Source organism: Corallococcus sp. AB011P (genome assembly GCF_003611605.1).
Lineage (GTDB): Bacteria > Myxococcota > Myxococcia > Myxococcales > Myxococcaceae > Corallococcus > Corallococcus coralloides.
Genome location: NZ_RAVX01000015.1, coordinates 14479 through 37200 on the forward strand (window position 1 = coordinate 14479; position 22722 = coordinate 37200).

17 protein-coding genes and 1 pseudogene are annotated in these 22722 nt (G+C 67.3%); 7 read left to right on the forward strand and 11 right to left on the reverse strand.

Annotation, left to right across the window (positions count from 1 at the left end; genetic code table 11):
- Positions 1-108: 108 nt before the first annotated feature.
- Entirely contained in the window at positions 109-426 is a 318-nt protein-coding gene (locus D7X30_RS29160) for a hypothetical protein (RefSeq protein ID WP_147443350.1), read from the forward strand.
- 78 nt (positions 427-504) lie between these two features.
- Here the strand turns inward: D7X30_RS29160 and D7X30_RS29165 are convergent, their stop codons facing one another.
- The 7 genes from D7X30_RS29165 to D7X30_RS29195 all read right to left on the reverse strand — a co-directional run bounded on the left by D7X30_RS29165 (position 505) and on the right by D7X30_RS29195 (position 7348).
- Complete coding sequence (locus tag D7X30_RS29165; RefSeq protein WP_120566250.1) at positions 505-2727, reverse strand: molybdopterin cofactor-binding domain-containing protein; 2223 nt, start codon at positions 2725-2727, stop codon at positions 505-507.
- On the reverse strand, positions 2724-3191 hold the full coding sequence (locus D7X30_RS29170) for a (2Fe-2S)-binding protein (protein ID WP_120566251.1): 468 nt from the start codon (positions 3189-3191) through the stop codon (positions 2724-2726). Before D7X30_RS29170 ends, D7X30_RS29165 begins: the two co-directional genes overlap by 4 nt.
- A gap of 104 nt (positions 3192-3295) precedes the next feature.
- The gene (locus tag D7X30_RS29175) at positions 3296-3541 is read right to left on the reverse strand and encodes a FruA-associating protein, FapA (protein ID WP_120566252.1); all 246 of its coding nucleotides are present in this window, start codon (positions 3539-3541) and stop codon (positions 3296-3298) included.
- Between the two features lie 165 nt (positions 3542-3706).
- Positions 3707-4588 (reverse strand): aldo/keto reductase, encoded by an 882-nt coding sequence (locus D7X30_RS29180; protein WP_120566253.1) that lies wholly within the window; start codon positions 4586-4588, stop codon positions 3707-3709.
- On the reverse strand, positions 4585-5394 hold the full coding sequence (locus tag D7X30_RS29185; protein WP_120566254.1) for a hypothetical protein: 810 nt from the start codon (positions 5392-5394) through the stop codon (positions 4585-4587). The genes D7X30_RS29180 and D7X30_RS29185 overlap by 4 nt, the downstream gene beginning before the upstream one ends.
- A gap of 91 nt (positions 5395-5485) precedes the next feature.
- Positions 5486-5932 carry a Spy/CpxP family protein refolding chaperone gene (locus D7X30_RS29190; protein ID WP_120566255.1) on the reverse strand — a complete coding sequence of 149 codons (447 nt, stop codon included), beginning with the start codon at positions 5930-5932 and terminating at the stop codon, positions 5486-5488.
- 108 nt (positions 5933-6040) lie between these two features.
- Positions 6041-7348 (reverse strand): serine hydrolase, encoded by a 1308-nt coding sequence (locus D7X30_RS29195; RefSeq protein WP_233591849.1) that lies wholly within the window; start codon positions 7346-7348, stop codon positions 6041-6043.
- A gap of 122 nt (positions 7349-7470) precedes the next feature.
- Here D7X30_RS29195 and D7X30_RS29200 point away from each other — a divergent pair, with 122 nt between their 5' ends.
- Entirely contained in the window at positions 7471-10584 is a 3114-nt protein-coding gene (locus D7X30_RS29200; RefSeq protein ID WP_120566256.1) for a hypothetical protein, read from the forward strand.
- A gap of 71 nt (positions 10585-10655) precedes the next feature.
- Here D7X30_RS29200 and D7X30_RS29205 read toward each other — a convergent pair whose 3' ends face one another.
- Positions 10656-11582, reverse strand: a complete 927-nt coding sequence (locus D7X30_RS29205; RefSeq protein WP_158619416.1) for an MBL fold metallo-hydrolase — start codon at positions 11580-11582, stop codon at positions 10656-10658.
- Between the two features lie 441 nt (positions 11583-12023).
- Here D7X30_RS29205 and D7X30_RS29210 point away from each other — a divergent pair, with 441 nt between their 5' ends.
- Entirely contained in the window at positions 12024-12635 is a 612-nt protein-coding gene (locus tag D7X30_RS29210; RefSeq protein ID WP_120566258.1) for a hypothetical protein, read from the forward strand.
- Between the two features lie 120 nt (positions 12636-12755).
- On the opposite strand, the pseudogene D7X30_RS43875 reads toward D7X30_RS29210, so the two are convergent.
- Both D7X30_RS43875 and D7X30_RS41745 read right to left on the reverse strand, forming a co-directional pair.
- Positions 12756-13576 (reverse strand): annotated as a pseudogene (locus D7X30_RS43875) (ABC transporter substrate-binding protein); the annotation flags it as partial.
- A 188-nt stretch (positions 13577-13764) separates the two neighbouring features.
- The gene (locus D7X30_RS41745; RefSeq protein WP_147443351.1) at positions 13765-14370 is read right to left on the reverse strand and encodes a hypothetical protein; all 606 of its coding nucleotides are present in this window, start codon (positions 14368-14370) and stop codon (positions 13765-13767) included.
- A gap of 364 nt (positions 14371-14734) precedes the next feature.
- Between D7X30_RS41745 and D7X30_RS42050 the strand changes: the two genes are divergently transcribed.
- Entirely contained in the window at positions 14735-14896 is a 162-nt protein-coding gene (locus D7X30_RS42050; protein WP_158619417.1) for a hypothetical protein, read from the forward strand.
- 122 nt (positions 14897-15018) lie between these two features.
- The gene (locus tag D7X30_RS29225; protein WP_120566260.1) at positions 15019-15936 is read left to right on the forward strand and encodes a CPBP family intramembrane glutamic endopeptidase; all 918 of its coding nucleotides are present in this window, start codon (positions 15019-15021) and stop codon (positions 15934-15936) included.
- 5 nt (positions 15937-15941) lie between these two features.
- Here D7X30_RS29225 and D7X30_RS29230 read toward each other — a convergent pair whose 3' ends face one another.
- A complete protein-coding gene (locus D7X30_RS29230) occupies positions 15942-18044 on the reverse strand; it encodes a sulfatase (RefSeq protein WP_120566261.1) in 2103 nt (700 codons plus the stop codon).
- Positions 18045-18279: 235 nt separating this feature from the next.
- On the opposite strand from D7X30_RS29230, the gene dnaE reads away from it, so the two are divergent.
- Entirely contained in the window at positions 18280-21825 is a 3546-nt protein-coding gene (gene dnaE / locus D7X30_RS29235; RefSeq protein ID WP_120566262.1) for a DNA polymerase III subunit alpha, read from the forward strand.
- 20 nt (positions 21826-21845) lie between these two features.
- Positions 21846-22649, forward strand: a complete 804-nt coding sequence (locus D7X30_RS29240) for an SDR family oxidoreductase (RefSeq protein ID WP_120566263.1) — start codon at positions 21846-21848, stop codon at positions 22647-22649.
- Positions 22650-22722 lie beyond the last annotated feature (73 nt).

Here is a 22722-nt window from a genome sequence, read left to right on the forward strand (position 1 = left end):
AGGGTGACACTCCCGTCATGGCGCGGCTGAGCGGGCACTCACAAAAATGGAACCAGCGTGTCAGGAAAATAGGCCTCAAGCGTCGCTTGCGCACTGGAGGTGGTTCACATGGGTATCAAACTGAGTGGTAGCGATGGAGTGAGTGTAGAGATTCCTGAGGGCGGTACCGGGCTGCAGGGAAGCGACGGCCGGATGGTCGCGATCCCGAAGGGCGGTACCGGGCTGCAGGGAAGCGACGGCCGGATGGTCGCGATCCCGAAGGGCGGTACCGGGCTGCAGGGAAGCGACGGCCGGATGGTCGCGATCCCGAAGGGCGGTACCGGGCTGCAGGGGCCGGACGGTCGGATGGTGGCAGTTCCGGCGGGACGGCTGACGACGACATCACCCTCTGGTCGCCTGAAGCTGGTTCCGATGCGGAAGCGCTAAGTCCATAGGAATTGATAGAAGTCCCCAGCTGCTGTTGCGGCTGGCGTCACGCTCCCAAGCGCCCGACGCCAGCCGCTTCTAGTTTCTAGCTGCCTCTTGTCTCAGGGCCTTCAGTCGCTCCGCGGTGAGGGGCAGGTCCCGCACGCGCAGGCCCGTGGCGTCGAACACGGCGTTGGCGAGCGCCGCGGCTGAAGGACCCTGGCTCGCTTCCCCCGCGCCGAGGAACGGCTCCTCCGGCCGGTCGATGAGCTGCACATCCACGGACGGCGCTTCAGAGAAGGTGAGAATGGGATAGCCCTCCCAGTCGCGAGACAGGATGCGCCGCGAGTCGAATCGCACGGCCTCCTTCAGACTCCAGCTCAGCGATTGGATGAGCCCGCCCTCCAACTGGTTGGCCAGTCCATCCGGGTTGACCACCTCGCCCGCGTCGGCGGCGAGGACGGCGCGCACCATGCGCGGCACGAGTGTGTCCGGAGGCACGACGACCTCCAGGCACACCGCACAGTACGCCGCCAGGTTCTTGTACCGGGCGAAGGCGAGCCCGCGTCCGTGATGCGGCTTGCGCTGGTATCGCTCCCAGCCGAACCGCTCCGTCGCGCGGACGATGACTGCCTTTGCCCGGTCATCGCGAAGCTGCCGGAGCCGGAACGCGGCGGGATCCACGTTCGCGGCGTGCGCCAGTTCGTCCATGAAAGACTCGATGGAGAAGACGTTCGCGTAGGCACCCAGGCCGCGCATGGACGACACGCGCAGGGGCATCGCCGTTACGAAGTGCGTCGTCACGGCCTGCCCCGGAAAGGCATACAGCGGGATGGCGTTGCGGTCGGCGGAGTAGTTCGGCGGCCCGCCGTTCCTGGGTGTCGGCTGGGCGAAGGGCTTCGCCAGCGAACGGCCCGCGAGCAGGTTGCCAGGAACGCCCCCGGGTCGTGTCCCATGCGACATGGACCACAGCGCGTAATCCCAGTCGAGCACGTCCCCGTTCGCGTCCACGCCCGCGCGCACCCGAGTCACCATGGCGGAGCCATAGGGCTCGTTCGTGTGTTCGTCCTCGCGCGACCACTGCACGCGCACCGCGCGGCCGGGCAGGGCGCGGGCCAGCAGCGCGGCGTCCGCCGCCACGTCGTCCGCGCCGTTGTGGCCGTAGCAACCGGAGCCGTCCTGATGCCGGCAGTGCACCTGTTCCTTCGTCAGTCCGAGCATCTTCGCCAGGGCCTCGGCCGTCTCGAAGACGCTCTGGCTGTGGGTGTGCACCGTCATCGTGGCGCCGTCCCACTCCGCCACCGCGCAGGATGGACCGATGGACGCGTGCATCTGATACGGCCGGCGATAGGTGGCCTCCAGCGTGCGCGCGGGCGCGACGTCGGTGGGGCGCTCCACGGAGTGGATGACCGTGTCTTGCGTGCGCTGTGCCAGCAACCACGCATGTGGATCCTCGGGCAGGGGGGCGCCGTCCTTCCAGCGCGCGGCGGCGGCCAGCGCGGCGGCGGCCTGCACCGCCTGCCATTCACGCGTGGCGATGACGCCCAGGAAGCTTCCGTCCCGCACCACCTTGAGCACGCCGGGCATCGCGGCCACCGGCGTGGAGTCCACCGCCACCAGTGATGCACCCGGCGTGGGCGCGCGCACCACGCGGCCGTGCACCAGCGTGTCGGATCGCAGGTCCTGGACGAAGCGCGCTTCCCCCACCACCTTCGCGGGCAGGTCCATCCGGGGAAGGGACCGGCCCACCTGCTTGCGTTGCGCGGCGGGCTTGGGCGCGACGGTCCCGGTGGCCTCGCGCTGGAGTCGCTTTCCTCCCACGAGCTCCCAGTAGGTGACGCGCGCGCGTCCGCCCGTGTCCCGCAGCGTGCCGTCCCGGACGGTGAGCCGCGTCGCCGGGACGCGCAGCTTCTTCGCGGCCATGTCCACCAGCAGCGCGCGCACCTCCGCGGAGGCCTGCCGCACCGCCGCGCCGCCATTGGGAATGGACATGCTCCCGGCCGTGGGACCTTCAGGAGGACAGAGGCGAGTGTCCCCGGACACGACGCGCAGCCGCGACGGTTCGACGTCCAGCTCCTCCGCGCACAATTGTCCCAGCGCGGTGAGGATGCCCTGGCCCAGCTCCACCTTGCCCGTCATCAACGTGACGACGCCGTCCTCGCCGATGCGGATCCACGCATCCAGCCCGGGCGTGCGCGCCAGGCCCTGGGGCAGGCCGTTCTTCTGCCCGGGCGCGGCCCACGCGACCTCCGGCCCCGCGAGCGCGAAGGCCATCACCAGCGAGCCCTTCAACACCGAGCGACGGGAGACCGGAGCGCTCATTCCGCCAGCTCCGCCGCCGCGCGCTGGACCGCGCGCACGATGCGGTTGTGCGAGCCGCACCGGCACAGGTTCGCATCCAGCGCGGTGCGGATGTCCGCCTCGGTGGGCGAGGGCCTCCGGCGCAGGAGTCCCGCCGCGGAGAGGATCATCCCCGGGATGCAGTACGCGCACTGTCCGGCCTGCTCCGTGAGGAACGCGCGCTGGAGCGCGTGCAGCGTGCCGTCCGGAGCGCGCAGCCCCTCCACCGTGGTGACCTCCCGTCCCTGGAGCGACACCGCGGGCACGACGCAGGAGCGCACCGGCACCCCGTCGCGCAGCACGGTGCACGCACCGCACTGGCCCACGCCGCAGCCGTACTTCGCACCGTTGAGCCGCAGCGTGTCGCGCAGCACGTAGAGAAGGGGGATGTCCTCCTCCTCGTCGATGACGTGGGATGCTCCGTTGACGTTCAGCGTGAAGGCCATCCGCGGGCTCCTCCAGGGGAGGTGCGGAAGGCTAGCAGCCCCGCTCAGTGGCTCCGGAAAAGGCGGACACCGAACGTCCGCCTCCCATCAACACCGCGCGGCTCCTACCGCACCAGCGTCACGAACTCGGAGACGCGCAGGGCCCAGGCCTCCGCGGAGTCCAGCTCCGAGCGGGCATCGCAGTAGCGGTCGAACGACGCCTCCGAACCGTCCCGCGCGAAGAGGGCCGCGTTGAAGTCCTTCTGCGCCGTGGTGAGCCACTGGCTCGCGCGCATGCGCAACCAGTTGACCACCTGCGGGGTGGGCTCCACCTGGTTCAGATCCAGCGAGGTGGGGTGCAGCTCCACCATTTCTCCATCCTTCTCAGACTCTGGCATCACGTTCATGGACCGGATGGTTGCCATGGCCCCCAGGCTGAGCACCCGACCCGGATGGACGAGACAAACGTCGGTAGTGAGCAGTTGCCGACGCTGAAATCTTCGCTGAAGGACGGAACGTCAGACTGGCGGGCTGCGTCAGATGACGCCATCCCACCCGGTGTCATTGCGGCGGAAGGCGTCGCGGATGGCCTGAACGGTGGGCTCGGGGAGGGGCCCCTGCTCCAGGGTGCGTGCGTTGGCGCGCAGGTTGTCCAGCCGCGTGGTGCCCACGATGCAGGTGGCCACGCCCGGCGCGAACGCGGTGAAGCGCAGCGCCAGCTCCGGCCAGTCCAGGCCGTCCGTCTGGAGGGCCATGCGCTGCATCCGTTCCCAGTACTCGCCCACGTCGTGCGCGTAGGGGCGCCCCGGGAAGCGCCATGGCGCGTTGGCCAGGGGCCGCTTGGCGATGACGCCCACGCCGCGCTCGAGGGCCTTCGCCACGCCATGGTCCAGCGAGCGCTGGTCGAAGAGGTTCACGGACGTCTGCACCACGGCGAACGCGCCTGTCTCCAGCGCGGCGTCCAACCCGGCGTTGTCGCCCGAGTACGCGGCGGCGCGCACCTTGCCCGCCTCCACGGCGCGGGTGAGCGCCTCGATGAGCCCCGGGCGGTGGAGCACGTCCGGTGGACACGAGTGGAAGTGCAGCACGTCCAGCACGTCGGTGCGCAGGCGCTGGAGGGCCAGGTCCACGCCGCGCGTGATGCACTCGGGGGTCCAGTCCTCCACGCCGGGCACGCCGTAGCCGCACTTGGTGGACAGCACGAACTCGCGGCGGCGCGCACCGAGGAACCGGCCAATCCGCTCCTCGGACACGCCGTAGCTGGGCGCGGTGTCGATGAGGGTGATGCCCGCGTCCAGCACGCCGTTGAGGAGCGCCTCCGCGTCCGCGTCGCTCAGCGCTTCACTGCCCACGGGCCCCGCGCCGAAGCCGAGCGCGGACACGGTGAGGCCACTCTTCCCCAGGGGACGTTGAATCATCGGGTGGGGCCCTCTCCACGCGCGGCCAGGTCGATGAAGCCGCGGATCCAGATGAGGTTCACGGCGTCGCAAGCATCCTGAGACGTGGGCGTGGTGGTCTCCAGCGCGGCGGTGTACGGCACGCCCTGTCGCATGTACCAGTCGGTGACGCTGCCGTCGTGGAAGACGATGAGGCCGTGCTCGTCGGCGTAGGCGTTGTCATCCACCTTGCGGCTCTTCACCACGGTGGCATGCGCGGCGGCGGCCTCCTGCATGGGGTGATACGCGGCCTTGTCCCCGAAGACGTACGCGTACGTGGCGACGCCGCCCAGGTAGTTGTCCTGGTGGATGTCGAGCGCGGCGTCCGGAGCGGGGAAGCGCGCCAGGTCCGTGCGCACCGCGCGCGTCTCCTTGGGGCCGCCGTCGTACAGGGCCCAGCGGAGGATGGACGGGTCACCCACGAGCTCGCCGCGCCACTCGCCGGGGGCGACCTCGTAGCGCATGAAGTCGTTGTTGGGCTTCTCACCGCTGCGGTTGTAGCGGGTGCCGTCCTCGAAGCCGGAGGGGTTGATGCAGGGGTAGACGCGCAGGCCCACGCCCTTGGACTTCGCGTACGCGACGATGTCCGGCAGGTGCTTCGCGAGCGTCAGCGGGCCGGCGGGCTCCTCCCCATGGAAGCCGGACGTGATGACGAGCCAGCGGTCGCCCGGGACGATGAGGCGGAAGAGGGGATAGTCGCGCCCCCCTTCCTGTACCTGGCCGTATTCAGAGAGCTCCCCCAGGGAGGCGTGGGAGCGGATGCGTCGAGCGTAGTCGGTGTAATCCACCGTCCGACCATAACCGCGTGCGTCATTCCTGCCCACGAAGGTTCACGGCGATGCACGGAATGTGTCATGCGCCGCGCACCGTGGGAGGGCGTTACTTCTCGCCGGTGCGCTCGCGGAACTCGCTGGCGAGCGTCTGGCGCTGGGCGGGAGTGAGCGTGCGGTGGACTTCGAGCACGGCATCCACCGCCTTGTGGGCGAAGGCGCGAGCGGCGTCGATGCGCGCGTCCACCAGCGAGTGGAGCTTCGCGGCGTCGGGCGCGTCGGACGTCAGCTGGGTGACGGCCTCGGTGCGCACGGCCTGCTGCCCTTCCATGAGGGACTGGCCTTCGTTGAGGAGGCGGTCCTTCACTGCGTGGATGGAGGAGCGCTGCGCTTCGGTGGCGTTGAGGTCATCCAGCTTGTCGTCCAGCTTCCAGGTGACCATCTGGTTGATGCGAGCCGGGTCGGGCGTGCCGCGGTGATGGCGGCCCCAGCCGAAACCGGTGAGCAGGGTGACGGCGACGACGGCGGTACCGGCGATGACGAGCGTCTTCTTCATGGCGTGCGGCTCCAGGAGTGGGGGTGTCGTTTCCCGCTGCTTGACTGGAACCAATATGGAAGCCGCCGGTTGCGGTGGTTTGAGCTGGCGGTGAAGAAGTGTGAAGGCTCAGCGGCCATCCCAGAACGCCATGTCGCCGTACTCCCAATCCCAGGGCACCCCGGCTTCACCCAACACGAAGCGCACCAGGTGGGGATAGGCGGGCTCGGCGCGGACGTCGTTGCTCAGGATGAGCACGCAGCGGCGTCCACGCGGCAGGCACACGAGGGTGTTGGCGGTGCTGTCGTTGTGGCCGTTCTTGAAGAACCCACGTCCCTGCGGGCCGTCGAACACCACCACGCCAAGGCCTGCCGCCAGGTCCTTGCGCCGTGACTCCGGCGGCAGTTCGTCCTGGAGGGTAGGGAACTGGCTTCGGGTGGTGATGGGCAGCTGCGGCGAGGTCATCCAGGCGAAGGTTTCCGGCGACAGGCCCTCACCACTCACCAGCGCGGCGGCGAAGCGCGACAGGTCATCGAGCGTGGTGTCCATGGAACCGGCCGCGCGCACCCTGCTGCGTTCGTCGTGCGGTTCAACACTGCCGTCGAGCTTCCACCCGTCGGCCAGGTTCTGAGCGAAGTCCGGCCGCCACGTCATGCTGGTCGTGCGCATGCCGAAGCGGTCGAAAACGCGCCGTTGCATCTCCGCGCCCACGTCCAGCCCGAGCCCGCGTTCGAGCACGAACTGCATCAGGATGATGCCGTCGCCGGAGTACGCGAAGCGGCTGCCCGGAGCGAAGTGGATCCGCAGCCGCTCGTCCGGTTCGAGGAATCCGAAGTTGGCGAAGCCCGCACTGTGGGTCAGCAGGACGCGCGGCGAGATGTCCCGCCAGCGTTCGTCACCGGCCAGATGGGACCAGGTCGAATAGCGGTTCTCGTCCGGGTAGTCGGGCAGCGGCTTGTCCAGGTACTTCGAGATGGAGGTGTCGAGGTCGATGCGCTTCTCGTCCGCCAGCTGCATCACGACGTACGCGAAGACCGTCTTGGTGATGGACGCGCCGTACATCACCGTGTCAGTGCGCAGCGGTTCGCCTTTCGCATCACGGGAACCATAGGCCCGGGTCGCGACGACACGACCGTTGTCGATGACCGCGATGGCCAGCCCCTTCGCGCCAGTCGCGGACATCGCGCGAGCCGCTTCCGCATCCAGCGCGGCCACGTCGGGAACGGGCGGCGACTCACGAACCGCCGACGTCGTCGCACAGCCGCTGGCAAGCAACACACACAGGCTCCAGGCACGTAGGGTGTTCCGCAATCGGCTCTCCTCCAGCGCGAAACATCCGCGAAGCAGGAATCGTACTACGTGCCCGAGTGCGACTCCCCGCATCCGGGGGAACGCATTCGCGTCCGCGCTGAACGCGGACGTCGCGGCGCTGAGCAAGAAACTCCGGGCGTTCCCTGGGAGGGGGCTCGCATCTTCGGCTGGCCCTCCGGTTGCTAGCTGGAGTCCCCGGAGCCCGCATCCCCTATCCGAGCTCTCCCCCACGACAGGATGGAACCGCCGTGCCCAACTCTTCCTCACCGTCGACTCCGCAGGTCCCTCTCATCCCCCCTACCACTGAGGTCATCAGCATCCCTGTCGCCGGGCCGCTCGACGTCTCCGGCGACAATGGCGAGTTCCGCCTCATCCAGACCGGCTCCTCCCTGGTCCTGGTCGGAGTCGACGATGACAAGAAGCTCCAGGGCTACTTCAGCGCGTCGACCGTCGCCTACCTCAGCCGCCCCCAGGGGAATCCGAAACGACTGGACCCCTGGACCCACTTCACCATCGAGAAGGACTCCACGCAGTCCTCCCTCGCCTTCCTGACCCAGAAGCGCATTGGCGTGGTCGCGAACCGCGACCTCGTCTACATCTTCTGGATCGACACCTCGAACAACCTCCTGTGCGCGACGCGGGTCTCCCCCGGCTCCACTCGCTCCACGACGGACTGGTGCCAGGTCTCGCTGCCCTCCACGACGGCGGGAGGCAGCGCGACCCCCGTGAAGATCCTCGCCCACGGCGTATCTGCGTGCGCCGGCAAGGGCGCGACGGAAATCCTGCTCAACTACCTCGTCTGGGATTCCACGCACAACCAGCTGCAGGTCTGGCACCTCGTCCTGGACACGGGTGATTACAATCCGTTCACCAATAACTGGGTTTCCAAGCTCCCGTCCTGGTTCGTGACGGCCCCCGCCACCAGTCCTTCCCAGACATCCTCGAACCTTTCGCATCTCGACGTCCGCACCATCCTCGTCACCCAGCCGGGAGCCACCGCCACCGACGCTCCCGTCAACTGCGTCATCGCGGCGCTGTGGGATGAAACCCATACCAACACGACCACCTTCTCCTGGACGCTGGACGCCGCGTGCCACGCCAACGTCAGCGCTTCGCCGCCGGCGCCGATGCTCCTCAACTGGCCCAACTCGACCAGGAGCCGCAAGGCCCTGGGGACGAGCCTGGCCGTGGATCCCGCTGGACGACTGGTCGCCCTGTTCGCCGACGGCAACAAGAGCAACGCGATCTCCATCGCCGTGATTCAAGACATCCTGCCCCTGCGCCAGCTCAATGCGTCGGTCGCCGCGCCTGTCTGGAAGGAGTACGGCAAGATATTCACGAGCACGGAAGAGGACACGATGGGTCCTCTCTCGATGTTCTTCTCGGTCGGCGCCATCCCCGAAGCGTCGAGCCAGGACGCAACCACCCTCCCCATCATCCTGGGGATGGTGTGGGTCCGCGAGGCTTCCAGCTCGATCGGTTCGCCCATCCAGATGTCCTCCCTGAAGTATGGCGACTTCAAGATGCAGACCGCCCTCCACCCGCCGAAGCAGGAGAACGCGGGCAAGCGTCTGCTCACGTCGGTATGCGACCCGTTCCCCATGCCCATTCCGGCGCCGGAGGTCTGGGGGAACTCCAGCCCCGACGGCATGGCCGACTGGAACATGTTTGATTACGAGATGAACACGACCCAGGAAGACGTGGTCTTGAATGAGATCAACTTCTCCGCGACCCTGGGATTCCAGACCTCCTCGAGGGCGACCGCCTCCGTGGCCGCGTTCGATGGCCTCAAGGCGGGCGGGAGCTTCGGCCTCTCCGTGAAGGCCGGAGGCTCGGGGCGCTTCGCCTGGCAGGACGGCAAGTTCACGGCCCAGAGCATCAAGGTGCAGACGAAGGCCTACCGGCATCCCTACTACCCGCTCAGCGACGCGTCTCCCTACCTGGTCCGGCCCTACGGGTGCTACTTCGGGCGGTCGCTGTTCTGGCTGCGTTCCCAATACGGCACGGCGGCGAACCTCGCCTTCAACCAGAACACCTCGTTCACTCCGGCGCCGTTGATCGTGGCCCACTGGCCCGTCGTCTCGAAGGACGCGGATGAAACCGCGGCGGGTGACTTCTTCAGCTACGCGTGCACGCCCGGCGTGGTCGACTCCTACACCGAGGCGGCAATCAACGCCCGGATGTTCAACCTGTATGCCGAGTGCGTGAACAGGCTGGCGGCCGCCGGCAAGACACCGGCGGAGATCCAGCAGATCTTCACGGCTCCAGACGGAACCGACCTCAGCCAGTTCTACAAAGGCAACAACTACGTCGCCGCCGTCGTCGCGAAGTACGGCACGGAGACCAACATCAATGGCCAGAAGTACCTCAAGTTCGCCATGAGCGGCGGCTCGGTCTGCGACGGCCAGTACCGGGTGTCGAACAGCGAGACCTCGGGCTTCGGCGTCCACCTGGATGTCAACGCCTATGCCGGCTTCGTTCAGGAAGTGGAGGTCGGGACCCCGGGCCTCTCTGCCTCTGGAGAGACGTACATCGGAGGGTCGCTTGACTTCTCCTTCTCGTTCCAGCGCGACTCGACGAGCACCACGTCGAGCGGCGTCGGCGTCTACACCTACCTGAATACGCTGGCGCCGACGCAATCCCTGTCGGCGCGGCTGTACATCCTCAAGGAGGCGTATCTGTGGGCGCTCGAACTGAAGTACTTCCCGGCCATCGCGCGTGATTGGTACCTCCAGGCCCTGGCCACCGCGAAGCAGCAGGGTGAGTTCACCTCTCCGGCGGAGGAGCCGAACCTGGACATGCTGGCTGGCACCACGTCGGCGGACAACCTCCTGCTCTACGAGCAGTCGCTGCCCACGCGCTTCATGTTCGTCGTCACGGGCTGGGACCAGGGGCCGCAGCCCTACACGCCCATCAACGTGCCCAGGGACCTGCCCGGTGGATACGACATCGCCACCTTCAACGTCGGCGTTCCGGACGGCGCCACCTTCAAGCTGCCGGGGCCCTGCGACGTGGCCTACGGAGCGAACGGCCACTTCCGCTTCATCCCGGGTGTGACGGGCAGCATCACCTTCAACGCGGCGACCTTCGGTGATCCGCATTCCGGTGGCGCGAACCTGGGCTACTACCGGCAGGTCGGCTACCCCAACCGCTCGGCATACAACGTCCAGCAGGACTTCACCCGGGTCTGCGCCGAGGGCCAGACGTATGCCCTGGGCGATACGCCGACGACGGTGGCGTTCGGAACCGACACGCTCTGGAACGTGGTCGGTGGGCTGACAGGGACCGTCAGCGCCTCGGATGCCACGTTCGGAGATCCGGCGCGCGGGACGGGCAAGGAGCTTCGCATCCTGTCGAAGTAACAGGACGGAGGGCCCCCGGTGGCGGCGTCGTCACCGGGTTGGCCGTTCCAAAGCCAGCCCAAGCCAATGGCTCAGAGCAGCCCGTCCAGGATGAGCCCACGGCGCTGGTAGTCCTGCATCTGCGCGCCGTCGTGGGCCACCACCGGGTGCAGCTCGGGCGCGGTGCGCAGCAGGTCGTGCAGCCACCGCAGCTGGTGTGCCATCGCCTGTGCATCCTCGCCGCCCAGCCAGTTGGTGAGCCGCGGGTGCCTCCTCGGGAGCCGGATGTTGTCCTGGTGCCAGGCCACGTCGCCAACGAGCAGGAACTCGCGCCCGTCGACGAGCCGCACGTACACCAGCTGGGTGCCGGGCGTGTGGCCCGGGGCCTTGATGAGGACCACGCCGGGGCGCAGCAGGTGCAGGCGCTCGTACTGGAGCGGAGTGAGCCGGGCGCGCAGCTCCGCGGTGAAGCCGGCTTCCTGCGCGAGCGGGCTGCGCAGTTGTTCGTCCGTGAGGTGAACCTTGCTCGCCACCTCGTCCAGGTATGGCGAGTGCGCGATGCCCGCGCAGTGGTCGAAGTGCTCGTGGGTGACGACCGTCGCGTCCGCGCGGCGCAGCGCCTCCTGGACCCGGGTATAGGCCGCGGCGTCGAACTCCGAGCCGGGGAACTGGGCCTGCTGCGTCTTCTCGTCGCTCACGACGTCCACCAGCACCGTGCGGCCGTCGGCATAGACGACCTGGTACGCGTTGAAGTCGAAGGAGAGCTCTCCGAAGCCGCTGCCGGCCACCACGAGCGCGTGGGGCACTCCGGAGGCCCGGCCCACGTGCTGGCTGCGCAGTGCGATGGGGAGCGGCGCGCCGGTGGAGACGGCCAGAGCCCGGATGGCGCCCAGGTCGGCGTCGAAGCGCGATGTCTCCGGTACGTTCACGTCGCTCAGCCCCACGGCCGCGACGACGACCAACACCAGCAACAGGGCCGCGACAGCCAGGCCCACGCGACGCCACAGGGTCCGCTTCATGGCCGGCATCTTGCCGACTCCCGCCGTCGCCCTGCGTGAAATCTCCGCGGTGTGCGCACCTGAGTGCCTCCAGGCGAGTACCGGCGCAAGGCTCGTGAGGGCTGAACCGGAGTCCGTGATTCGCGCTCAGGATGGGGAGCAAGCAGGCCCGGAGCCGGAGGGAAGAGGGCTCAGGGGCACCTCCCGTTCGGCGCAACACGTCGAAGTCGAACGTCCTGCTGTGTAACTCGGCGGAAGTCTACTCGCGGCGTCCTCTCCTTCATCCGCTCCTTCCTGGCCACTGCCTCAAATCCCCGCGCGCACCTGCTTGAGGGAGCTTCTTCCGGGAGCCCTGAAAGCGCCATCCCCCGGGAGAGGTAAAGACAGCTGACATCCGTCTGGACATCCTGCGCCCCGAACACCGACCTCTTGGGGCGTCACACAGGCATGAAGACTCATCGGATGTTGGCAGTGGTCGCGGGACTGTTCCTGGCGGGTTGCGGCGGCGGTGACGACCCGGGGGAGGACAACACTCCCCCGGTGACGTGCTCCGCGGCGAACTGCACGGGCTGCTGTTTCAACAACACCTGCCAGACAGGGAACACTGCTTCTGCGTGTGGCAAGGCCGGGGCCGCGTGCAAGGCGTGCAACGCGGCCCAGGTCTGCAAGACGGAGCAGACGTGTGGTGCGGATCCGGCGGGTGTCTGGTTCGTCCAGCCCACGTCCGCTCAAATCACGGCTAGCAACAATGGCACAGCCTGGGATGCGGATGGCTCCGCGCCAGATGTCTTCGTGGAGATGCAGTGCCCGGGGGCGACGGTGACCTCCGTCACACCGGAAGTGGAGAGCTATACGCCCGCGTGGACTTCGGGCGGTTGCACCGCCACGGCGGGTCGTCTGCTCGCGGAGCCATGGGCCTTCCGCGTCTGGGACAGTGATGTCAGCGTCAATGACACCATCACCGGTGTCCTCCTGTATCAGTTCAGGGAGGAGGATTTCACCGCGGGCCGTGTCACGCTCCAGCCTTCGGGGGGAATGACGTCCATCACCCTTGCCGTGCGGAAGCAACCATAGGGTCGCGAACCGAAACATGCCCGGGGCCACCATCGATGTCGCTGCGGAAGACATCCCTCGGGGCCGGAGCCCTGCCTGATGGCGTCAGGGCTCCGGCGCTCCTTCCCGGGACTTCAGCGGCTACGGGCTGAACATGCCGGTGAGCACGCTGGCGCGGCCTCGGGGCAGCGAGCGCTTGAACGGGCTCGTCGCGAGGTCCGAGCCGGGCTGGTACCAGTTCTGGATCTCCGCGAAGTAGGTCTGGCCCGCCTGCAGCACGCCCGGGGCCGGTACACGCTCTGGAAAGCCGTGTGCAGCGCCGCCACCCGCGTCGCGGCGGTGAAATCGTTGCTCGAGCCCAGCCGGTAGATGTTCACCACGTAGTTCGTGGCCGTGCCGACCAGGGGCTTCGACCAGCGGCTTCGACCAGGGGCTTCGACCAGGGGCTTCGACCAGGGGCTTCGACCAGGGGCTTCGACCAGCGGCTTCGACCAGCGCAGCGAGACGTCGGTCCCACGCCCGTGAGGTTCTGGAACGCGCCGCGTTTCCCAGCGCGTAGCTCTTCGTGAAGCCTGCGGCGGCCAGCGCCACTTTCTGCCACGTCGCAGGGAGCGGGTTGTTGTAGGGCATGTTCCCCGTGACGAGTCCGTCCGCTGCGTGTCGGGATTGAGCTTCACGAGCACGGGCGCCCCGCTGATGGACGCGAGCGCCGAACCCAGCGCGGCCGGCCGGGCGGACATCCAGATTTCGTTGTACGTGCTGACCGCGCCCGGGTTCACCTGGGTGTGCATGGCCTCGAAGTCCGAGCGTCTCCAGTCCACCGCGACGGTGCCTGTCGCGACGGGCTGGGTGAAGGTGCCACTGACAGTGACGGGCTGGCCCTCCACCTGCGTCATGCCCGTGTCGAGCACCTTGTGCATCGTGCGGTAGGGCACTCCATTCGCGCTCGTCTGCAACCGCACCCCGTTTCGCGTTGCAGGAGGGGTACACCCCTCGCCCCTTGCGCGAGAAGGTGACGAGCAGTTCGTTCTTAAAACTCTCGCAGCGCACTCGCCCGAATTTGCGCACCAATACGTCGCATTCATACTTCTCTGGTTACAAGTCGGGGACAGCCCGCTATGCGAGTGACCTCAGTCTGGGCGGTGTTTCGCTATGGTGGGTTGCTGCTCATTTCAATTTTCAGTGGAATTTGGCATCCATTGAACACTGCCGCCTGTAAGAGAAAAGGGTCAAGATCGTCTAGCACGAATCCCCTTTTCTGAAATACGGATGCGCGCACGGAGTCTACTGCATGTGCTCGAATCGTGTTGAATCCCAGGCTTCTGCTTAGGTTGGTGAGTCGCTTAAGAAAGTCAGGAAAGATTCCATTCCCGAGTCCCGCAAATTTCTGGTCTCGGCCCATGGGGCGAGTCGCGATGATTCTTGGGTTGGCGAGATAAATGTCGCCAATGAATAGACTTGATGGGTAGATACCGGCCAGATGCAATATCACGCACTCATGGGGGCCGGCTGTGCCCGTAATTCGAATCTGATTGTGCGGTGCGCCGATTTGTTCCGCAAAATCAGGCGTCGCTTGCCAGATTTTAGGATCTGGCCATCGGCTTAGGGGATGGTGCGAGTCACGAGGTAGATGGGCAAGTCGGTAGTGGCGGTCAACAAAAACTGCTGTGTTGTAGTCTGCGCAGTCTTCGGCGCGAATCTCATCGCGTGTTCTGAAAATACGCCATTTTATGTGGTCCGCGACAATGATCTCCACCTTCGTTCGCGGCAGAAGGTCAAGGAGAACGTTGTCCGTGGCCAGTAGTAGCGACGGAACAGGAGCATTGAGTCGCTCATCCGTCTGCGGCCTGAATGTTCCTCGGTTTATTCGTTGTTCTTGGCGCTCACGGTTTCTGCGTACCATTCGATTAGTATAGCAGGTAGAATCGAACAGTCATGTCGTGACGAGTCGCTCCCCGCTGGGGGCGTGCAGTAGCGTCGAGGGGGCGGCGGAGTGGTATCTCCCTGGAGACTTGATCTCGTCCCATAATTGAGCGAGCAGGCATAGGGGACGGTCGGGCCGCTGATAGACATGGAGGGGATGGCCATGTTTGAAGCTGACCGGTGGACCTGACTGCAGCGTGCAACTGCCCATCTTGGTCTACATGCTCAACAACGGGACGTCCTGCCGCTTCAGCCGCTACGCGCTGCCGTCGGCGGAGTACCCGACCTCTTTGCACGCGGCGCTGCTCGTTGTGTGCACGCTCCTGGCGGTTCCTCCGCCCCAGCAGGCCGAGGGCTGAGTTCGTAGGCGTGTCACGGATGCGGTCGTCGCGGACCATGGCCATGCACCTCGATAGTTTGAACTTCGCGGTGACGAGGTCCTTCTCCTCTCGCGCAAACTTGGGCGCTACCATCGCTCGCCATGGATTCACCTTCCGACCTGTCCTCCGCCGCCCATTCGCCGGTCCCCACGTCGCCGCCGCGCGTGTGGACGGTCCTGGTTGCGTTCGCGCTCCTGGTGACGGCCATCGTCGTCGGGGGCGTCATTTCCGCCAGCATCGCGATGGCGATGGAGATGCTCCGCTCGGGAGTGAGCCCGCAGGACACTGGAGCCATCCAGGCCCTGACGGAGAAACTCAAGTTGATGCCCTGGCTGATGGTCGCGGCCGTGATGACGTCCAGTTGCCTGGGGTTGGTCGCTGCGCTCCTGGGCGGGTTCTTGTCCCCCACGCCGTTGAGGCAGCGGCTGCGCCTGGACGCGGGAACGCCGATACCTGCTTGGGGCTGGGTGGCCGCGCTGGTGGGCTGCTTCACGATGGGGCAAGCGATGGAGAGCTTGTCGGTGCTCGCGGGCGTATGGAATTACGCGGCGTCGCTGAAGGGATTGCAGTCCGCGAGTCAGGGCTCGTTCGTGACCTTCGCGGCGTTGCTGTTCTTCGGCGCGCTGGTGGCGGGCACCGCGGAAGAACTCTTCTTCCGGGGCTACGTGCAGACGCGGCTCGTAGAACGCTGGGGACGCACGGCGGGCATCGCGGGCGCAGCCACGCTCTTTGGCATCCTGCACTTCGACCCCATCCACAGCCCCATGGCCCTGATGATGGGCTTGTTCCTGGGCTGGCTCGCGGAGCGCACGGGAAGCCTGCGGCTGCCCATCTTCGTCCACGTCTTCAACAACCTGACGTCGTTCCTGCTGTCTCGCTATGCGCCGTCCACCACGGAGCTGCCGGCCTCCGTCCACGTGACGCTGCTGGGGGTGTGCTCACTGGCGTTCGTGGGAACAGTGATGGCGTTGCGGCGGATGGATGCCCGTTCTCCAGAGTCCGTGCTCGCCGGGCCCTGAAGCCCTCAGGGGCCCAAGGCACCGCGAGCCTCACCGGCGGCATCCGGCAACTCCGCCGCGAGCTTCGCCCGCAGCGTCGCCACGATGTCCGGATGGTCCCCGGCCACGTCCCGCAGCTCCGACGGATCCGACACCGTGTCGAAGAGCTGCACGCGCACCCCATCCGGCGTGGGCAGCTCCAGCAACTTCCACCGGCCCAGATACAACCCCCGGTGCCGCGCCCGGCGCACCGGGCCCTCCCACTCCGGCTTCAGCGCAATCTCCCCCGTGTCGCCCTCCACCATCGCAATCTCATAGAGCCACGGATACGGCATGCGCACCGTCTGGTACGGCTGCCCATCCCTGTCGCTGAACCAGACATCCGTTTCAATCAACGCGGGCACATCCGGTAGCTGCTTGGGCTCCGGACCCGGCCGCGCGAGCGGCGCCAACGAGCGCCCCCGGAACGACTCCGGCGCGGGCACGCCCAGCAAATCCAACACCGTCGGCGCCACGTCCAACGAGCGCGCCCGCTGCGTCACCTCCCGCCCGGATGCCACCTGCCCGGGCATCCGCACCACGAACGGGATGCGCAGCCCCGCGCTGCCCCACAGGTGGTCGCCGTGGCCCTGACCCAGCCCCTCGTCCTCCAGATGCTCGCCATGGTCCGACACCAGCACGACCAGCGTGTCGTCCCACCGCCCCTGCCGCTCCAGGTCCGCACGCACGTTCCCCACGAGCCCATCAAACGTGCGCACCCCCGCGTCGTAGTTCGCCCCCAGCGCCGCGACGTCCTCCGGCGTGGTCGCGGGCGCATCCGGATCCACCTCCATCCGAGGCGTCGCACCGAACCGCCACGGCCCCCGATACCCCCGCTCCACGTACTTGCCCTCCAGCGGCCACGGCGCGGCGTACGGGAAGTGTGTGGACGACGCGAACACCACCAGCGCGAACGGTGCGTCCTCCGGCAGCCCGTCCAGTACATGCCGCACCCGCGTGCGCAGCGGGGCAGGGTCCGTCAGCTCCGGGAACTCGCCCCGCTCCTTGAACAGCCCCGGCGCCAGCGCTGTCCACGGCAGCAGCGCCACATGGGTGATCAACATCCGCTGCCGCACCAGGTCCGGGAAGCGGAAGTCCGGCGCGGACACCCGCTGGAAGCCATACGGAAACCGCGAGAAGTGGTCCCCCGCGTAGTCCGCCACCACCGCCGTGCGGTACCCCTGCGCCTCCAGCGCTGTCGCCAGCGTGGTGAGCTTCGTCTCACGCGCCTCGCGCCCCACCAGCGTGTGCACCACCGGGTGCTCGCCCGCGTACTGCGACGTGAGCAGCGTCGTCCATGACGGCGCCGTGCGCGGCACCTGCACCACCGTGTCGTTGAAGCGCGTGCCCTCCTCCATCAACCGGTCGATGTTCGGCGACGTGGACCGCGAATAGCCGTTGCCCGACAGATGGTCCGGCCGCAGCCCGTCCGACGCCAGGATGAGCAGGTTCGGTCGCGCACGCACGGTGGACTCCGGACCCTGTTCCGTCCGCGTCAGCCCCAATCCCGTGAAGCCCGCCACCGCCGCCGCGGCCGTCACGCCGCCCAGCACGCCGCGCCAGCGGGTCGACTCCGCCAGCCACCGTCCCACCACCGCCAGCACGCTCATCACCGGCAGCACCAACGCCGCGAACGTCCAACCTGACGGCTGCGTGCCGCTCAGCCCTCGCAGCAGCGCCGCCGTCACCTCCGAGCGCTCGTACAGCGTCGCCGCGTACAGGTGCGGATGCCTCGCCATGTCCCCCGCAACCAGGAAGCCCTCCACCACCAGGCACCCCAGGCCGCTCAGCCAGAACACCGCGCGCCGGCTGCGCTCCGCCGCCCACAGCCCGGCCCCCAGCAGCGCCCCCAGCACCAGCCCCACCACGCAGTACGCGCCAATCAGCCGCGCCACCTGCCACAGCGCCACGCTCCGCCACGCGTTCCACACGTACTCCGTGACGACGTGGCTCTCGTTCCCCTGGTAACCCAGTTGCATGTTCAGCAGGGCACAGAGCGTGTAGAGCGCCAGGAAGACGAGCAGGCCCGCCCGGCAGCCCAGCAGGAGGGCGCGAGCGAGCGTCGGCGGTGTACGGGCGAAGGCGGGCATCCTGGGGCAGCGTGGTCACGAATCCCACGGTGGCCACCCCGTGGCCGGAAGGAGTGCCCACGCCCGGACGGACGGGGGGCTGGAATTCCGCTCCCGGTGTCTCCCGGGCCGGTTTTCCGGGCCCCGCACGCGTGCGTCCCGCTTCTTTCTTCCAGCCCCGTCACTGGACTGGCGAGCAGGGGTTGCGGGCTCTAGTGTTCAGGCGCCTCTTTCTTCACCGGGAGCCGGAACGCCCATGTCCTTTACCCACCTTCACCTCCACACCCTCTATTCGCTGCTGGATGGGGCCATCCGGATGAAGGACCTCATCAAGACGGTGAAGGAGAAGGGCATGTCGAGCGTGGCCGTGACGGACCACGGCAACATGTTCGGCACCATCGACTTCTACAAGAAGGCCAAGGACGCCGGCATCAAGCCCATCCTCGGCCTGGAGGCCTACGTCGCGGGCCCCAAGGGGCGCGAGGACCGTTCGGAGAAGGTGGCCCACCACCTCATCCTCCTGGCCAAGAACGCGGAGGGCTACGCGAACCTGCGCTACCTGTCCTCCACCGCGTACATGAACGGGTTCTACTACCACCCGCGCATCGACAAGCAGGTGCTCGCGGAGCACAGCAAGGGACTGGTCGGCCTCACCGCGTGCCTGGGCGGTGAAGTCACCAGCGCGTGCTTCCGCGGCGACATGGACCACGCCCGCCGCGTGGCCGCCGAATACAAGGGCATCTTCGAGCCCGACAGCTTCTACCTGGAGGTCCAGTCCAACGGCATGGTCGAGCAGGACAAGGCCAACGAGAACCTGAAGCAGCTGTCTCGTGACCTGGACATCCCGCTCGTCGCCACCGCGGACGCGCACTACATCAAGCGCGAGGACGCCAAGGCGCACGAGCTGCTCATGTGCATCGCCAGCGGCAAGACGCTGGCGGACAACAAGCGCCTGCGCCACTCCACCGACAAGCTCTACGTCACGAGCCCGGAGGAGATGCTCGGCTTCTTCTCCGACTCGCCGGAGGCCGTGCACAACAGCATGCGCATCGCGGACATGTGCAACGTGGAGCTGAAGCTGGGCAAGCCCATGCTCCCCACGTTCAAGGTGCCGGACGGCCACACCCCGGACTCCTTCATGTCGGAGCTGGCCTACGAGGGCCTGCGCCAGCGCTTCAAGGAACTGGAAGGCCAGTACCCCATCGACCGCGAGCAGTACCAGGCGCGCCTCACGCTGGAGCTGGGCGTCATCCAGCGCATGGGCTTCTCCGGCTACTTCCTCATCGTCCAGGACTTCATCAACTGGGCCAAGGACCACAACATCCCGGTGGGCCCGGGCCGTGGCTCCGGCGCCGGTTCGCTCGTCGCCTACGCGCTGCGCATCACCGACCTGGACCCCATCCCGTACAACCTCCTCTTCGAGCGCTTCCTCAACCCGGAGCGCGTGTCGATGCCGGACTTCGATATCGACTTCTGCCAGGACCGGCGCGACGAGGTCATCAAGTACGTGGGCCGCAAGTACGGCGAGATGAACGTGGGGCAGATCATCACGTTCGGCTCGCTCAAGGCCAAGAGCGTGCTGCGCGACGTGTGCCGCGTCTTCGGCCTGCCCTTCAGCGAAGGCGACCGCATCGCCAAGCTGGTGCCCGAAGTCCTCAACATCACCTTGAAGGAGGCCATCGAGATGGAGCCTCGCCTCAAGGAGATGATCGAAAAGCCCCAGAACATCGGTGAGGTGGAGGGCAACCCCGTCACCACCAAGGACGTGCTGGAAATCGCGCTCGCGCTGGAGGGCCTGCACCGCCAGCCCGGCATGCACGCCGCGGGCGTGGTCATCGCGGACAAGCCGCTCTGGGAGTTCGTGCCCGTCTACCAGCCGCCCGGCGAAAAGATCCTCATCACCCAGTTCGCCAAGGACGAGGTGGAGGCCGCGGGCCTGGTGAAGTTCGACTTCCTCGGCCTGAAGACGCTCACGGTCATCCAGCACGCGCTGGACCTGGTGAACCGCAACCACGGCAAGGACATCAAGCGGCACGAAATCCCGCTGCACGACGAGAAGATGTGGCAGCTGATGGCGGAGGGCGACACCGCCGGCGTCTTCCAGATGGAGTCCAGCGGCTTCACCGAAATGGTGATGAAGCTGAAGCCGACCTGCTTCGAAGACGTCATCGCCGCGGGTGCGCTCTACCGCCCGGGTCCGCTGGACTCCGGCATGGTGGACGTCTTCATCAACCGCAAGCACGGCCGGGAGAAGGTGGCCTACCCGCACCCCAACCTGGAGCCGGTGCTCAAGGACACCTACGGCGTCATCGTCTACCAGGAACAGGTGATGCAGATCTCCCAGGTGCTGGGAGGCTACACCCTGGGCCGCGCCGACCTTCTTCGCCGCGCCATGGGCAAGAAGAAGGCCGAGGTCATGCAGGCCGAGCGGGCCGGCTTCCTCGAAGGCTGCAAGATCAACAACGTGGACCTGAAGGTCGCGGGCGAAATCTTCGACCTGATGGAGAAGTTCGCCGAGTACGGCTTCAACAAGAGCCACTCCGCGGCGTACGGCCTGGTCACCATCCACACGGCGTGGCTCAAGGCCCACTACCCGTGCGAATTCATGGCCGCCCTTCTCACCAGCGAGAAGGACAACACCGACAAGGTGGTGAAGCACATCGGCGAGGCCCGCGAGTCGGGCACGCAGGTGCTGCCGCCGGACGTGAACCAGTCCGACATGGCCTTCGGCGCGGTGGAGGGGAAGATCCGCTTCGGTCTGGGCGCCATCAAGGGCGTGGGCGAGGGCGCCATCGAGTCCATCCTGGAGGCGCGTAAGGAAGGCCCCTTCAAGAGCCTCTTCGACTTCTGCGAGCGCGTGGACGGCCGCCGCGTCAACCGCAAGGTGCTGGAAGCGCTGGTCAAGGCCGGCGCCTTCGACTTCGAGAAGCGCCCCCGCGCGCAGCTCTTCGAGACCATCGAGCGCGCGATGAACCGCGGCTCCTCCAGCCAGAAGGACAAGGCCGCCGGTCAGAGCTCGCTGTTCGGCATGCTCGCGGGCCCCGCGTCCTCCGGCACCGGCCTCAAGGATGACTACGCGGCGGTGGAGGAGTGGCCGGAGAAGGAGCGCCTGGCCTTCGAGAAGGAGTCCATCGGCTTCTACGTGTCCGGCCACCCGCTGTATCAGTACGAGAAGGAGCTCAAGCGCTACGCGCGGCCCATCACCGCCGTGCAGCGCGCGCGCCGCGACGAGAAGCTCACCGTGGCGGGCATCATCACCGTGCTGCGCGAGCGCCCCACCAAGACGGGCAAGCGCATGGCGTGGGTCACCATTGAAGACCTGTCTGGCTCCACGGAGCTGGTGTGCTTCCCGGGCAAGGACGGCACGCGAAACGTGATGGGCAAGGACGGCAAGTGGTCCAAGCAGGGCCCCAAGCCGGGGTACGAGCACTGGGAGCACCTGCTCAAGTCGGACGACCCCATCCTCGTCACCGGCACGGTGCAGATTTCCCAGCGCGACGAGAACACGCCCACCGCGGAGCTCATCGTCGAGGACATCCAGAGCCTCAAGGCCGTGCGTGAGAAGCGCACCAAGCGCCTGGAGCTGCGGCTGCCCGCGGAGATCGTCACCGAGGAGCGGCTGGCGAAGCTCAACGAGTTGGCGAAGAAGTACGCGGGCGCGACCCCGGTGGCGGTGAGCGTGCTGTTCCCCGGGGAGGCGGAGGCGCACATCTCCGGCACCACCCTCAAGGTGCAGGTGAACGACGATTTGCTCCTCGCGGTGGACCGCCTCTTCGGGCAGAAGGTCGTGGAGTTCGGCTGATTTCGAAAGGAAGCGATTCCATGGCGGACAGCGTGTTCAAGGATGGGCTGCTCAAGGGCAAGACGGCGTTCGTCTCCGGCGGCAGCAGCGGCATCAACCTCGGCATCGCCACCGCGTTCGTGAAGGCGGGCGCGAAGGTGGCCATCAACGGCCGCAACGTGGAGAAGCTGGAGGGCGCGGTGAAGGGCCTTCAGGCCCACGGCACGGCCATGGGCGTGGCCGCGGACGTGCGCGACTACGCGTCGGTGGAGAAGGCGCTCCAGCAGGTGAGGGACGCGTACGGCGAGATCGACGTGCTGGTGTGCGGCGCCGCCGGCAACTTCCCCGCGCCCGTGCTGGGCATGTCCTCCAACGGCTTCAAGGCGGTGATGGACATCGACGTGCTGGGCACCTTCAACGTGTCGCGCGCCGCCTTCGAGCACCTGCGCAAGCCGGGCGCCGCCGTCATCAACATCTCCGCGCCCCAGGCCTACCTGCCCATGGCCATGCAGGCCCACGTGTGCGCCGCGAAGGCCGGCGTGGACATGCTCACCCGCGTGCTCGCCATCGAGTGGGGCGGCACGGGCGTGCGCGTCAATGCCATCACCCCGGGCCCGATTGAGGGCACGGAGGGCATGAGCCGCCTGGCTCCGTCGGAGGGCTCGCGTCAGAAGCTCGCGGAGGCCCTGCCGTTGCAGCGCTTCGGCACCCCGGACGACATCGCCCGGCTGGCCCTCTTCCTGGCCTCGGACGCCGCGTCCTTCATCACCGGCGCCATCATGGTCTGCGACGGCGGCCAGTCCCTCCTGGGCGGCGCCGCGGTGCTCCAGGCCATCAACGGCTGATTCCAGTGTGTGCAAAGTCCCGGCCCTGTTTAGCGGGGGCCGGGGGAGGTCTGCTAGAAAGCACTGCAACCCT